General features: G+C 46.5%; 12 protein-coding genes. 2 read left to right on the top strand and 10 right to left on the bottom strand.

Features of this window, described 5'->3' with window-relative positions:
* Positions 1–87 precede the first annotated feature (87 nt).
* Positions 88–1746: an energy-dependent translational throttle protein EttA gene (gene ettA, locus H6995_01810; GenBank protein ID MCP5213726.1), complete on the top strand. Its 1659-nt coding sequence runs from the start codon at positions 88–90 to the stop codon at positions 1744–1746.
* 46 nt (positions 1747–1792) lie between these two features.
* Here ettA and radA read toward each other — a convergent pair whose 3' ends face one another.
* The 10 genes from radA to H6995_01760 form a co-directional block, all read right to left on the bottom strand.
* On the bottom strand, positions 1793–3157 hold the full coding sequence (gene radA, locus H6995_01805; protein ID MCP5213725.1) for a DNA repair protein RadA: 1365 nt from the start codon (positions 3155–3157) through the stop codon (positions 1793–1795).
* A 23-nt stretch (positions 3158–3180) separates the two neighbouring features.
* Positions 3181–4245, bottom strand: a complete 1065-nt coding sequence (gene hemE, locus H6995_01800; GenBank protein MCP5213724.1) for a uroporphyrinogen decarboxylase — start codon at positions 4243–4245, stop codon at positions 3181–3183.
* 158 nt (positions 4246–4403) lie between these two features.
* Entirely contained in the window at positions 4404–5984 is a 1581-nt protein-coding gene (locus H6995_01795) for an AAA family ATPase (GenBank protein ID MCP5213723.1), read from the bottom strand.
* A gap of 98 nt (positions 5985–6082) precedes the next feature.
* The gene (gene aroB, locus H6995_01790) at positions 6083–7171 is read right to left on the bottom strand and encodes a 3-dehydroquinate synthase (protein ID MCP5213722.1); all 1089 of its coding nucleotides are present in this window, start codon (positions 7169–7171) and stop codon (positions 6083–6085) included.
* 107 nt (positions 7172–7278) lie between these two features.
* Positions 7279–7794: a shikimate kinase AroK gene (aroK, locus tag H6995_01785; protein ID MCP5213721.1), complete on the bottom strand. Its 516-nt coding sequence runs from the start codon at positions 7792–7794 to the stop codon at positions 7279–7281.
* Positions 7794–9920 (bottom strand): type IV pilus secretin PilQ, encoded by a 2127-nt coding sequence (gene pilQ / locus H6995_01780; protein ID MCP5213720.1) that lies wholly within the window; start codon positions 9918–9920, stop codon positions 7794–7796. Before pilQ ends, aroK begins: the two co-directional genes overlap by 1 nt.
* A 46-nt stretch (positions 9921–9966) precedes the next feature.
* Positions 9967–10512 (bottom strand): pilus assembly protein PilP, encoded by a 546-nt coding sequence (locus H6995_01775; GenBank protein MCP5213719.1) that lies wholly within the window; start codon positions 10510–10512, stop codon positions 9967–9969.
* Positions 10512–11123, bottom strand: a complete 612-nt coding sequence (gene pilO, locus H6995_01770) for a type 4a pilus biogenesis protein PilO (GenBank protein ID MCP5213718.1) — start codon at positions 11121–11123, stop codon at positions 10512–10514. The genes H6995_01775 and pilO overlap by 1 nt, the downstream gene beginning before the upstream one ends.
* A 3-nt stretch (positions 11124–11126) precedes the next feature.
* A complete protein-coding gene (locus tag H6995_01765) occupies positions 11127–11687 on the bottom strand; it encodes a PilN domain-containing protein (protein ID MCP5213717.1) in 561 nt (186 codons plus the stop codon).
* A complete protein-coding gene (locus H6995_01760; GenBank protein ID MCP5213716.1) occupies positions 11687–12751 on the bottom strand; it encodes a pilus assembly protein PilM in 1065 nt (354 codons plus the stop codon). Before H6995_01760 ends, H6995_01765 begins: the two co-directional genes overlap by 1 nt.
* 164 nt (positions 12752–12915) lie before the next feature.
* Here H6995_01760 and H6995_01755 point away from each other — a divergent pair, with 164 nt between their 5' ends.
* Positions 12916–15459, top strand: a complete 2544-nt coding sequence (locus H6995_01755) for a penicillin-binding protein 1A (GenBank protein MCP5213715.1) — start codon at positions 12916–12918, stop codon at positions 15457–15459.
* Positions 15460–15466: the final 7 nt, after the last annotated feature.

Genomic DNA, 15466 nt, shown 5'->3' with positions numbered 1-15466 from the left:
AGATTTCCCAGAACCTCGATCAGATTGAGTTAAATCAACTTTTGCATTAACCTAGCGTTCTTTATCACCAGCAGGATATCAATTCGTATGGCGCAATATGCATACACATTAAACCGGGTTTCCAAGATTGTTCCACCCAAACGCGAAATTTTAAAAAATATCTCACTGTCCTTTTTCCCAGGTGCAAAAATTGGTGTGCTCGGGCTTAATGGATCGGGAAAGTCCAGCCTGCTAAAGATTATGGCTGGCGTGGATAAAGAGTTTGATGGCGAAGCAAGACTCTCACCGGAATTAAAGGTCGGATACTTACCTCAGGAACCGCAGCTGGATCCGACCAAAGACGTGCGCGGCAATGTTGAAGACGGTCTGGGTGAAGCCTTCAGCGCGCTTGCCGACTTGGACAAGGTCTATGCTGCCTATGCCGAACCCGATGCCGATTTCGATCAGCTTGCTAAAGAGCAAGCGCGGCTGGAAGACATCATTCAAGCCAACGATGCTCATAACCTGGAGCACAAGATGGAGGTCGCCGCCGATGCGTTACGTTTACCGCCCTGGGATGCTGATGTAACCAAACTATCCGGCGGAGAAAGGCGCCGTGTGGCTCTCTGTCGCTTACTGCTGTCTAACCCAGACATGTTGCTGTTAGATGAGCCCACCAACCACCTCGACGCAGAAAGTGTCGGTTGGCTCGAGCGTTTCCTGCATGAATTTCCCGGTACCGTGGTAGCTATCACCCACGATCGTTATTTCCTCGATAATGCCGCCGGTTGGATTTTAGAACTAGACCGTGGCCGCGGTATTCCTTACGAGGGCAACTACTCTAGCTGGCTGGAACAAAAAGAGAAGCGCCTAGAAAGTGAGGAAAAACAGGAGGCTGCGCACCAAAAAACCATTAAAGCTGAATTGGAATGGGTGCGAGCTAATCCGAAAGGACGTCAAGCTAAGAGCAAAGCCCGTCTGGCACGCTTTGATGATTTAAACTCGCAGGATTTTCAAAAGCGCAGCGAAACCCAGGAGATCTATATTCCACCTGGCCCACGCTTAGGCGATAAAGTGATTGAACTGGAAAATGTCACCAAAGCCTTCGGCGAGCAGCTATTACTGGATAACCTGAGTTTTAAAGTGCCGCCGGGAAGTATTGTCGGCGTGATAGGCGGTAATGGTGCCGGTAAATCAACACTGTTTAAAATGATTGCCGGCGCGGAACAACCGGATTCTGGAAAAATCATTTTGGGTGACACAGTGAAGCTTGCCTACGTCGACCAAATGCGCGATCTGGATGGTAGCAAGACCGTCTGGGAAGAACTGTCCAATGGTCAGGACATAATACAGATTGGTAATTACCAAATCCCTTCACGCGCCTATGCTGGCCGCTTTAATTTTAAAGGCGGGGATCAACAAAAATTCGTTAAGGATTTATCCGGTGGAGAGCGCAATCGTCTACATTTGGCAAAACTATTAAAGCAAGGTGCTAATGTGCTGCTGCTCGACGAACCCACCAATGATCTCGATGTAGAGACCCTACGCGCACTGGAGGAAGCTTTACTAGCCTTTCCGGGCTGCGCCATTGTGATTTCCCACGACCGTTGGTTCTTGGATCGTATCGCTACCCACATTTTAGCTTTTGAGGGCAACAGTCAGGTAGTGTTCTTCGAAGGTAACTACAGCGAATACGAAACGGATCATAAGCAAAGAACCGGTGGCGACGATCAACCCAAAAGAATGCGCTATAAGCGTTTAGCCTAAGCTACTTAGCCGCCAACCCAATTATCTGCAATAGTCGATAATTGGGTTATAGCACAGCCAACGCTTCGCTGAGCTTTGCAATGCCGACTATTTCCATACCTTTAACGCCATTCTTTGGTACATTCGCCTTCGGCACAATGGCGCGTTTGAAACCATGTTTCACCGCTTCCTGTAGGCGTTCCTGTCCGCTGGGCACTGGCCGAATCTCACCGGATAAACCGACTTCACCAAAAGCAATCAGGTCACGCGGTAAAGGCCTATCTTTAAAGCTAGAAACCACCGCTAACAATAACGCTAGATCTGCGCTGGTTTCCAATACCTTAACGCCACCAACAACATTCACGAAAACGTCCTGGTCTCCCATATGCAGCCCTGCATGCCGGTGCAAAACTGCGAGCAACATAGATAGACGGTTCTGGTCCAAACCAAGGGTAACGCGTTTAGGGTGGCCAAATTGACTTTGATCCACTAGCGCCTGAATCTCCACTAACAATGGCCGTGTACCTTCCCAAACCACCATGACCAGGCTACCTGCTGCGAGCTCCTCCGCTCGTGACAGAAATATCGCACTGGGGTTTTTTACTTCCCGCAAGCCCGCTTCCATCATCGCAAACACACCGAGCTCATTGACCGCGCCAAACCGATTTTTAATGCCGCGCAAGGTCCGAAAACGACTATCACTGGTGCCTTCCAACATAATCGAGCAATCAATCATATGCTCTAACACCTTCGGACCAGCCAAGCTGCCGTCCTTAGTCACATGTCCTACCATCAATACTGCGGTATCTGTTTGTTTCGCAAACCGGGTCAAATAGGCAGCGCTTTCGCGTACCTGAGAAACACTGCCCGGCGCTGAACTTATATCCGCTAAATGCATAACTTGAATACTGTCGATAACGAGTAATTTGGGCTTATGCTGCTGAGCGGCCGAACAGATACTCTCAACACTGGTTTCGGAAAGGAGCTTAAGTTGATCGGTGGGCAACTGTAATCGCTTAGCTCTAAGTGCTACCTGTTGCAGGGACTCTTCACCGGTAACATAAAGTGCGTCGAGCTTGGTGGCCAAATGACACAGGGTTTGTAATAGCAATGTGCTTTTCCCCGCGCCGGGATGGCCACCAATCAATACCACGGAACCCGGTACGATGCCACCGCCCAAAACGCGATCAAACTCTTCGATATCGGTAGTAATGCGCGGCAGGTCTGCTAAATTAATTTCATCGAGCTTCTGTACTGATGAACGTTTGCCGCCGTAACCCTCAAACTGTACCTGAGCGGTGGTGGATGCGGGAAGCCTAAATTCAGTAATTGTATTCCAGCCACTACAGTCTACACATTGACCTTGCCATTTCGAATATTCGGAGCCACAGTCCGCACAAACATAGGCGGTTTTAGTTTTTGCTTTGGCCATTGTATTCGCGCGTTAAGCTATTCCTAAGTATGGTAAGGCTCACTAAGTTCATGCACGGCGTCGATAAAAACCTTAGCATGATCTGGGTTAGCAAACTGGGAAATACCATGCCCCAAGTTAAAGACATGACCGTTACCAGACCCATAACTCTTGAGTATTGAGGCAACTTCCTGACGAATTCGCACCGGTTCGGCAAATAACATGAAGGGGTCCATATTGCCTTGTAAGGCAGCCTGACCGCCGACACGCTGACGTGCCTGACCGATATCTGTGGTCCAATCCAAACCTAAACAATCTGCCCCAGTCATCGCCATTTGCTCTAACCACTGACCACCACCTTTGGTGAACAAAATCACTGGCACCTTACGTCCTTCATTCTCCCTGATTAACCCCTGCACAATCTGCTTCATGTAATTGAGGGAAAACTCCTCATAACATGGGCCGCTTAATACCCCACCCCAGGTATCAAATATTTGCACTGCTTGCGCACCCGCTCGAATTTGTGCATTCAGGTAGGAAATAACCGATTGTGCGAGTACATCCAGCATCCGGTGCATGGCTTCAGGTTGCCTGACCATAAACTCTTTTACATAGCGAAACTCACGTGTTGAGCCACCCTCAACCATATAGGTCGCCAGGGTCCAGGGGCTACCGGAAAAACCGATCAAGGGAACCCGGCCATTGAGTTCACGTCGGATTGTCCGCACCGCGTTCATCACATAATCCAGATCGGTATCGCCGTCCGTAACTCGCAAGTTATCAACATCGGAGGCCTGACGAATCACTTTTTTAAACTTCGGACCCTCGCCAGTTTCAAAATATAAACCTAAACCCATCGCGTCCGGTATGGTGAGAATATCGGAAAATAAAATGGCTGCATCCAGCTCAAAACGTTCTAGTGGCTGCAATGTCACTTCGCAAGCTAAATCGGCGTTGCGGCACAGATCCATAAAATTACCCGCACGTTCGCGAGTGGCTTTATATTCAGGCAAATATCGCCCCGCCTGCCGCATCATCCAAACAGGTGTGCGGTCAACCGGTTGCAAGGAAAGGGCGCGCAGGAATCGATCATTCTTTATTTCGGACATAATGTACTGCTTTTTAGGTTCAGGTTTATTCGGGCTATTTCGCTATTGATGGAAGTGCGCCAATATACTGCAAATTCTTCTTGGAGTATATTGAGGATGTACCACTTACGAAGGCGAAAATTACTTTACATCTGTTTAGCGTCTATTTTGCATCACATTTAGTCCTGGTTACGCTTCACCAAGCCTTTTTGAATGCCGCTGACTCGCCTGATCCAGGCGGACTTCGGTCGCAGCTTTTTGGGTAATGCTGCGGCCGCATTTACTGCTTGCTGTCGATCAGAAAAATCCCCATAAACCAATACATACCAAGGGCCATCCTGATACTCAGTTCTAAAATATCTATATTTTTCATCGGAAGGCAACCCTTTTAACATCGCAAGAATACCCTGTTCTTCACGCAAGCCAAGAAGCTGAACTGTATAGTTATTGGGATCAATCGCCAAAATCGCCTCTTCATCAGGGGAAAAGGAGGGGTCGCCCTCTCCCGATACCAGAGTGGATGGCGTGCTATCTAGTATTGAGTTTTCCTCTACCTGCGTTAGTGTTTTAGTGTGCTCCGAGTCATCCAATAGGTTACTTGGCGTCATTTCCTTTTTATTTTTAATGAGTGAGCCTTGGTCTATTTTCGCTCGCTGTTCTGTTAATGAAAAAGGAGTATGTGAATCAATCAATTCCTGACTGGATTCAAACTCCAGGCGGTTAGTTATAGGAGCGCTCACCACGCCTCCAGCCATCTCAGCCAGGTCTGAATTTAACCCACCAACACTTGCCTTTGCCGCAGACTGCCGCTCAACACGTCGTACTGTTATAGGTTGGCTTATATCTACACTTGGCGTGACAACCTCCTCCGATGCTCTATTTTTTGGCCAAAACAACGCAGTGCTTACCACCATGACCGATAGAGCTAATATCACTCCAGACGCTCGCTTCCAATGAGAACGGGTTTCTCCGCGCAACAGCCGTTCCACACCATCCTCTAATATCTGTTGTGTGCACCGGTTAATCTGTCCTGGCAACCCCTGGGACTGCTGGTAAATTTCTAAAAATTCTGCGTCGCTAAAGGGTAGGCTTGATTGCTGACCTGATTGATTAAAGAGGTCATGCAGATACTGCTTGCAGTCCTTAAAAGTAAAAGCCTCTAGGCTGTGACGATAGATTAACTGTGTATTATTTTGTATCAAGGGCAGCGCAGTTAGACCTTCATACAAAGAAGGCTCACCAGACAAAATAACCTGTAAACTGGCTGAATGTTTTAAGGCTAATTCGACTAAAGGCTCGAGCACGCTGCGCTTTAGTAGATGGGCATCATCGATAACAATCATGCAGCGCTCGGCATCAGTCGCCAAATCAGTGAAAAAACCACTGAGTTTCACCAATATTAGTGCTTTATCGGGCGTTTCATCAGCCGCCAACTCGAAGGCTTTGCTTATTTCCCGAAGCACCTGGTTGGGGGTATCCAACTTTAGCGCAGATATTCGACAAAGCCTTTCATTACCACTCTGCCGCCTCAGAAACTCCTCTAAAATGGTTGTTTTCCCAGCGCCTTTTTCTCCGGTCAACACGATGAGTTTCTCGCCATAGTTGACTAGGTGAGACAACAGGCGCAGCAATTTTTCCAGTTCTGGCGTGACCAATAGAATGTCGGCGGCAAATGGATCTGCCTTTATGCCGTAATAATTGAGGTACTGATGCTCCGTTTGAGATGTCTTTATCTGATCCATTTGTAGCTGAGATGACATGGTTACGTAAAATCCCTCAAATTACTCAAGGTGCTTAGCCTTCAGGCAAGGTTAACGATACAGATAATAGCTACACTTCACCAATAGAATTTTGCTAACTACTGACAGAGATGAAACCCTGAACTCAAAGTAAGTTTTAGCTTATCTGAGGAAAAATCGCTGGTAACAAATGCCCGCCCAATAGCGTGGAGCAATACCAACCTCAGATTTCCATCCAATACTTTTTTGTCTACCGACATGAGCTCTGCAAATTGCTGAGCATCCATGTTTGTGGGGGGTATAATTGGTAGACCCGCAGCCGCTATTAACGCCTTTATTTGTTGTGCTTGATCAAGGCTCAACAGTCCTAACCGATAGGAGAGGTCGGCGGCCATTACCATGCCAACCGCGACGGCCTCTCCGTGTAACCATTCCCGATACTCCTGGAAGGTTTCTATAGCATGGCCAAACGTATGTCCGAAGTTAAGAATTGCTCGCAAGCCTGATTCGCGTTCATCTTGCGCAACCACCTCCGCCTTATTTCGGCAGGATTGCTCAATCACATAAATTAAGGCATCACTGTCCAGATTCAGGACAGACTGATAATTCAGCTGCAACCATGAAAAGAACTTTTCATCACAAATAAGTCCATACTTTATCACTTCAGCAAAACCTGCTTTCAGCTCTCGCTCTGGCAAGCTAGCCAAAGTCGAGGTATCGATAATAACGGCTTCTGGCTGATAAAAAGCCCCTATCATATTTTTGCCTTGGCTATGATTCACTCCAGTCTTACCACCCACTGAAGAATCAACCTGCGCCAACAAAGTCGTGGGTAACTGAATAAAGTTTACACCTCTCTGATAGCTGGCGGCGGCAAATCCCGTCATATCACCCACCACACCACCCCCCAAAGCGAGGAGCGTGGTGCTTCTATTGTGTTTATTGGTGAGTAACTGATCAAATATCCGGTTGAGCACCTCTAAGTTTTTATATTTTTCCCCGTCAGGCAGAATTACAGTCGTAACTTGGAAGCCTGAGAGCGTAGAAACCACCTGATCCAGATAAAGTGGCGCAACCGTCTCATTGGTTACAATGAGTACTTGTTTGCCCTTAATATGTGATTTTAGTAAATCGCTTTGCGCTAATAAGCCATCACCAATATAAATAGGATAGCTGCGCTCACCTAGGTCAACATTTTGTACTCGCATTAAAATGCCTTAGTGTTTGTTCAAGAAAATAACATTATAAAGAATGGTGGCGGTATGAAGTGAAAACTTATTTAATTATTCTGGTAGCGATGAAAATAGTCGCCTTTTTAATCGTAAAGGTACTCTTTTATGTCCCGTATCACGCTTTTGGGATTACCACGATTGGTAGATACGATTAAATCAGCTATTTCGCGATAAAGGGGGTCGCGCATCTGGTAAAGTTGTGTGAGCTTTTGTTTAGGGTCATCTTCCCTTAACAACGGACGTTTTCGATCACGGCGGGTTCGCTCATATTGTCGCTCCACTTCCGTTTCCAGATAAACCACCGTACCTCTGGACTGTAAATTTCTACGATTTTCTTCGCGTAGCACAACTCCGCCCCCTGTCGCCATTATTAGGCAGGGTAACTGGGTAAGCTCCTCTATCACTTTCATTTCACGTTTACGAAAACCCTCCTCTCCCTCTACATCAAATATCCAGGCAATATCCGCTCCACTGCGCTCTTCGATTTCAATATCAGAATCGTGGAACGGTAGATTGAGTTCTTCAGAAAGCAAACGCCCGAGGGTGCTTTTACCTGCACCCATCGGGCCTATGAGGAATACCTTTTGTGGGTCTTTCACTATCTAACGTTGAGTGAGTCTTTGATTAACCTTGGGGTAATGAAAATTAGCAATTCTGTTTTTTCTTCTTTCTTCTCTGTGCGCTTAAATAAGCGACCTAAATAAGGCACATCTCCTAAGAAGGGTGTTTTTGTCGTTGCGTCGACAGACTCAATTTCATAGACACCACCAAGAACTATAGTTTCACCATTCTCAACCAATACCTGAGTTTGAATCTCACGCGTATCCACACTGGGCACACCTTCAAATATCTGACCAACTGAATCTTTATTTACCTTAAGATCCATAATTATACGGTCGTCAGGCGTAATCTGCGGTGTCACTTCCAATGATAATACAGCATCTTTAAAAGATATCGTCGCTGCACCGCTGGAAGAAGCTTCACGATAAGGGATTTCTACACCCGATTCGATTCGCGCCGTTTGCCCATCTGCGGTTACTAGCTTCGGTTGCGAAACCACTTCGCTTAAGCCATCACTCTCTAAAGCGGATAATTCAAGCTCCAGCAGGCCTTCATCGGTTAATAGACCGAGCGCGAAAGAAGTAGTTGGGTTGGCTACGCCCATATCAACCACCAAGCCTCCAGGGAAGTTAATGGTTCTCGCAGTAGTTTGATTCGTCTGCGCATTCCCCGTTGGGTTCAAATCACCCAAAGTCGACTGACTACCACCTGCGGAAAATTGTGTATTCCCTCTGGCATAGGCGGTGCCACCACCCCACTTAATACCGAGATTGCGTTCAAAATCTGTCGACGCAATCACAATACGCGCTTCGATCATCACTTGGCGAACGGGCTTATCCAAATAAATCAGAGCGCTACGAACCGCATCCAATTTAGCTGCCGTGTCTTGAATTAACAGTGTATTGGTACGTGAATCGACCGTTACGCTACCACGCGAAGACAACAACCCTTGCTCAGCTGAGAGCAGTTCGGAAATATCGGCGGCCTTCGCATAGTTAACCTGAATAAATTCAGTTTGCATGGGCGCTAACTCGGAAACCTGTCGGCTATTTTCAAGTTCCAGACGTTCGCGGTTGGCGATTTCATCCGCTGGCGCCACCATCAGGACATTACCCACTTGGCGCTTATCCAGACCCTTGGTCTTAAGAATCAAGTCCAACGCCTGATCCCAGGGCACATTTTGTAGGCGCAGAGTAATACGACCATCAACCGTATCGCTGGCAACCAGATTTAGGTTGGTGAAATCTGCAATTAACTGTAGCACTGAGCGAACTTCAATATCCTGGAAATTCAACGACAGTTTTTCGCCGTTATAGGGGAATTTGGCTTTACGACGCTTTTCGGCCTCGTCCACGGTCACAGGTTTAAAGTCCAACACCAGCTTATCGTCGGCTTGATAGGCCAAATAGTCATAAGTCCCCGCCGCTTCGATAAAGACCGTACTGCCATCGCCCTCGGGCAAGGCATCCACAATGTGTACCGGTGTTGCGAAATCAACCACATCTAAACGACGCTGTAAATTTTCGGGAATAGCTGCATTCGCCATACTGACGCGGACATTAGTTCCCTGTTGTGAAATATCAATTTCAACATCGGGTTGCGAAAGGGAAATTTCTACGCGCCCTTCACCCGACTCACCACGTCTAAAATCAATATTGGTAATGGTACGACGATTTAAATCAACGGCATCAAGAGATTCAGATGATGCAACTTTACTGACAGAGGCTTCATCGGCCTGGTCAAAACCTGTACCACCGGCACCGAGCATAATAAATAAAGTATTACCCTGGACTTCAGTGGAATAGTTCACCATTTCGGTCAGATTTACCACGACACGAGTTCGATCCCCCGCCTCAAGTACAGTAACACTGCGTGCATTACCCACACCCAGATTATGATATTTAGATTTCAAACCACTCACGACATCGAATAAATCCAGGGTAATTCGAGCAGGCTGATCAATCGTATAGCTTCTAGGGTCCGGCGGGATACCGTCAAACTCAAGCCGCATTTCTACTCGATTTCCAGAGAGCGATGCAAAATCAATCTTTTCTAACGTTACGCTTGCGGCCATGCTAAAACTAGCCACGCACATAAGCGCTAACGTTAGCAACGCGCTAACCACTGTACTAACCTTGGTCGTCTGCAAGCGTTTCAATTTCATTATTTTGCCCGCTTCTTTTTTCATTTGTAGCATCTCCACTGATACCTTATATCTCGTCCTGTAATTTAAGTGATCTTGGTCTTTCTAACCATCCACCGTGGCCATCAGGAACAATTTCAATAACATCTATCTGCCCACTATCTACGGCTGTCACCCTACCATGATTTCTACCCAGGTAATTCCCCGGCTGCACTTTATGCACACCGCCTTCGGCATCATCTACTAACGCCCACAGATCATTTTCCTTGAGCGAAATCGTGCCAACCATTTTCAACGCATCGATGCTAAAGCCTTCCAGATATTCCTTGGGCCGATTAAAATCTGGTTTAACATCATGTTTTGCCTTTTCATCCTTATATTTTATTAACTTAACATCCACTGGTTTAGAAAAGGGTGCGCGTAGACCCGCCGCACTGTATTGGAAGCTCTCATAGGGCTTGAATTCAGGCAACGGCTCTATAGTACCCTTAGGCTTAGCATTCACATCTTCCACAAAAGTTTGCAAATCCTTCAGCTCCCCCTCACCTGAACAGCCTCCTAAAAGGCCTGCTACAGCGATAATAAACAGAGCGTTTTTATGCTTGATTAGCATCACTCACTCTCCTTATCGTTATAACGGTAGGTTTTGGCGGTAATGGTCATATTTAGCAATCCAGAATCACCTGGCGCTATTGCAAAATCATGAAGAGTCACAATTCTGGGGAGACTGGCAACACCACTGACAAAGGAACCAAAATCGTGAAAACCTCCCTTCACTTCTATCTCAATGGGTAGTTCCACATAAAATTCCGCCATGCGCTCCGGTTGCAGCTTAATTGAGGTAATCTCCAAACCGCTGCCTAAACCTGTGTGTGTAATATCCTCCAACAAGCCAGGGACTTCAGTGTCTTTAGGCAACTGTTTTACCAGCGCACCAAAAGATTTATCCATATCAGCCATTTGCTGCCGGTAAGTCTCAAGATTAGCGGCTTTAAACGCCTTGCGTTCATAATCCTGTTTGAGAGTTTCCTGCTTCGCTTTCGCTTGATCCAAGGTGCTATTCATATCATTCAATCGAAGGTAGTAACCCAAAAATATTACTACGGCCAATACGAGCACCCAAACAAACACTTTAACTAATAACGGCCAATTGCCTGAATTATTAAAATCCAGATCGTTAATATCAAAATCACGTAAACCTTCAGTTAATCCCGAAAAATTCACGAATTAACCCTCCTGTCCATTAGTTGCGATGCTCCGTTTAACGGTGAGATCAAAGTCATTTGCGCTAACACCTTCTTCTTCTTTTGCTTTCACCGAGGTGAGGTTGGGCTCTTCAAACCAATCAGAAGCGTTTAGATTTCGCATTAAACTGGATATCCGGTTATTAGACTCCGCCTTACCCTGTACCGATAACAGCTCTCCCTTACGGTCAAGCTTGGTAAAGTAAACGCCATCAGGGATGGTACGCACCAACTCATCAAATAGATGCACTATTACCGGACGATTTCCCTGTAATTCTTGAATTACCCGCATACGCTCAATGAGCTGGTCACGTTTTTCCCGCAGTTTTTCAATCTCTTGAATTTTACGATCCAGCGTTGCGATTTCCCCCTGCAGGTAACTATTGCGATAATTTTGATTATCGATTGCATTGGCAATGAAACGATCCGCCACCAACACATAGACCAATCCTAGAATGGCAAATCCAGCAATCGCGACAATGAACTGACGCTGCTTTTCAGCACGCTGTACCGCTCGCCAAGGTTTTAAATTAATTCGAGCCATTAATCAAAACTCCTCATCGCCAACCCACAGGCTATCATCAAAGATGGCGCATCATTACTCAATGCTGATGTGTCCACCTTAGGTGAAACCGACATTCCCACAAAAGGATTTGCGACTACCGTGGGGGTATCTGTCTTGTCTCTAACCAGTTGATCCAACCCATCCACACTCGCAGAACCGCCAGCCATGACGATATAGTCAACGGAATTATATTGACTGGATGAATAGAAAAACTGCAATGATCGAGTCACCTGCTGCACAGCGGCATCCCTGAACGGCTCTAAAACTTCAGTTTCGTAATCGTCGGGCAATCCACCTTGTTTTTTAGCTAGACCTGCCTCTTCTGAGGTCAAACCGTAGCGGCGCTGGATTTCTTCTGTCAGCTGCTGCCCGCCAAACAATTGTTCGCGTGTGTAAATCGTTTTGCCTTCACTTAGCACACTCAGCGTCGTCATCGTAGCGCCAATATCCACTACTGCGACCGTTAGCTCACTGACGTCGCCTTTTAGCTGTCCGGTAACCAGTTCAAACGCGCGCTCCATTGCGTAGGCTTCGACATCGACAATTCTACAATCTAAGCCTGCAACCTCACATACGTCTTCCCGCAATTCCACATTTTCGCTGCGACAAGCTGCCAGCAAAACTTCCGCCATTGCCGGATTATTTGCCGATGGCCCTTGCACCTCAAAATCCAGAGCAACCTCATCCAGCGCATACGGAATATACTGATCAGCCTCAACGCTTATCTGATTTTCCATCTCATCATCGGACAGCGCGGCATTCATTTCAATCGTCTTGGTGATGACGGCTGAACCGGCCACGGCTACAGCGGCATGATTAGCTTTTGCTCCTGAACGAGCGACGACTCGCTTAAGCGCTTCACCAACCGCTTCAACATCGTTAATATGATTTTCAACCACCGCGCCAAGCGGTAACGGTTCAACACCGTAACACTCAACACGATATCGCCCACCCGAACGACTGAGCTCTAATAGCTTCACGGAGGTTGAACTAATATCTATACCCAGAATCGGGCTCTTTTTGTTTTGAAATATTGATAACACAGCTAAATCCTTAGCAGCATCTGATACTTAAGGGAGTGAAAATGTTAACTACCATTAAAGTCCATATTTCCTACAAGCGCAAATAGATAAAGTACAAATATTCTGCATATAATAGTCGACGCCTCCGAATTCTAAGCCGATTCCATAAATTTGCCAGCAAAAATATGACTGTTCCTAACACCTTAAAACAAATTTTTTATGTCACCGCACTTTTTAGCATCTGTTTGGTAACACTGATAATTACCGGTCTATCACTCTACCTCAATCCACAACTGCCCTCGGTTGAGTCACTCCGGACAATTAAACTGCAAACACCACTGCAGATATTTTCTTCAGACAAAAAACTGATTGCGGAATTTGGAGAAAAACGCCGAACCCCTATTAATATCCAAGATGTTCCGAACCTTTTTGTAAACGCAATTTTAGCCGCCGAAGATGATCGCTTTGAGCAACACCATGGCGTCGATATCAAAAGTCTGATGCGGGCCGCCTTACAATTGGTTGCCACAGGAAACATACAAACGGGTGGCAGCACTATTACCATGCAGGTCGCAAAAAACTATTTTTTGAGCAGAGAACGCACCTTTAGTCGCAAATTCAATGAGATCTTGCTCGCGCTACAGATAGAGCAAGCACTGAGCAAAGAAGAAATTCTCGAACTTTATGTGAATAAAATTTATCTTGGTAATAGAGCCTACGGGATACAGGCAGCAGCCCAGGTTTACTACGGCAAGGAAATATCCGAACTTAATTTGGCGCAATTAGCGATGATTGCGGGCCTGCCCAAGGCGCCCTCAAAATTTAATCCTATCGCTAACCCAGAAAGAGCATTACAGCGCAGAGACTGGATTCTGCAGCGAATGATAAAGCTAAAACAGATCTCTCAGACTGAATATGATGAGGCCATCGCGCAACCTATTACGGCTAAATACCACGGCCTTAAACCCGAGCTATACGCCCCCTATGTTGCGGAAATGGTTCGCGCCGAGTTATTAAAAAAATACCCCGCAGAAGAACTCTACACTTCAGGCTTACGCATCTATACCAGTCTCGATAGCAAACTACAAAAAAGTGCCAATCTATCAGTACAAAAGGGACTTCTCGACTATGACCGCCGCCACGGCTATCGAGGAGCCGAAGGAAATATTCAACTGGACACCGACAACCCCATTGCCTCAGCAAAACAGAAACTTAACACTCTCAACTCAGTTGGGCCATTGCGTCCTGCGATAGTCATGAGTGTTCATGAACAGAGTATTACCGCTTTGTTAGCTCCGGAAAATTTAGTTGAAATCCCCTGGGATGGACTCAAGTGGGCAAGACCTTTTATTAACACGAATGCAACAGGCCTGATCCCAAAATCAGCCGACATGATTGTAAAGACTGGTGACATCATCCGCCTTTACCAAAATGGTGACAACCAATGGATATTGGCTCAAATACCGACCGTTCAAAGTGCGCTTGCCTCTCTGAGACCGAAAGACGGCGCAATCCTTGCCTTAGTCGGAGGGTTTGACTTCCAGCAGAGCAAGTTTAACCGCGCCACTCAGGCAACCAGGCAGCCTGGCTCTAATTTCAAACCCTTTCTCTACACTGCCGCTTTAGAGCAAGGTTACACCGCCGCCAGCATGATCAATGATGCGCCAGTAGTTTTTGATGACGCCCTGCTGGAAAATACTTGGCGCCCAGAGAATTATAGCGGCAAATTTTTCGGCCCAACCAGGCTTCGGCAAGCTCTATACCAATCTAGAAACCTTGTATCCATCCGGCTCTTACGTGCCATTACGATTCCGGTCGCAACATCCTATGTCACTCGGTTTGGTTTTGATGCAAAACGATTACCTCGCGATTTATCCTTAGCCCTAGGCAGTGCTGAATTCACACCGCTTGAAATTGCTACCGGCTACGCTACTTTCGCTAATGGCGGATATAAAATAAACCCCTACCTCATAGACAGTATTCAAGATAATAACGGTAGCCAACTTTTTAAGGAAACCCCAAGAACAGTTTGCCCCGAATGTGAGTCGCAACAATATGATCAGACACACGAACAGAACAACAACGAAGACCAGCTTGCAGCCGCCCTACTAAAGGAAATCAAGAACGATCAACAGTCTTACACCCAACCTGCCAAACCAGAATCAGCCAGCTTGAATGACACCACCTTGAGTGAAATTCAGTTAAAACCGATCAAGATAAAAGTGCTACCTGCCGAACGCATTGTCGAAGCACGGGTGGCTTATATTATGAATTCGATGTTAAAAGATGTGATCAGGCTTGGCACTGGCCGACGCGCACGCAGTCTTGGCAGGAGTGATATCGGAGGAAAAACCGGCACGACTAATGATCAAAAAGATGCCTGGTTTTCAGGCTTTAACCAAAATGTGGCTACTACCGTATGGGTTGGATTCGATCAACCACAGACGCTTGGGAAACGGGAAGTTGGTGGTTATGCAGCTCTACCGATATGGATAGATTTTATGAAAGACGCTCTTGCCGGAACACGCGAAACGTCACTTGCGCAACCTAATAACTTAGTCACTTTAAGAATTGACCCGAGCAATGGTTTGCGAGCACAGCCGGGGCAACCCAATGCAATTTTTGAGATTTTCAGGGCAGAATATGTCCCTTCTGAGATATCTCGCGGCACGGAACTATCCCATGAACTCAGCGATGATATAGACAATGTCGAAGAGCAATTATTCTAAATGCCAA

This window comes from Pseudomonadales bacterium, from assembly GCA_024234615.1.
Taxonomy (GTDB): Bacteria; Pseudomonadota; Gammaproteobacteria; order Pseudomonadales; family IMCC2047; genus JAJFKB01.
The sequence above is the reverse complement of the archived record's forward strand: the minus strand, read 5'-3'. Positions and strand labels throughout refer to the sequence as shown.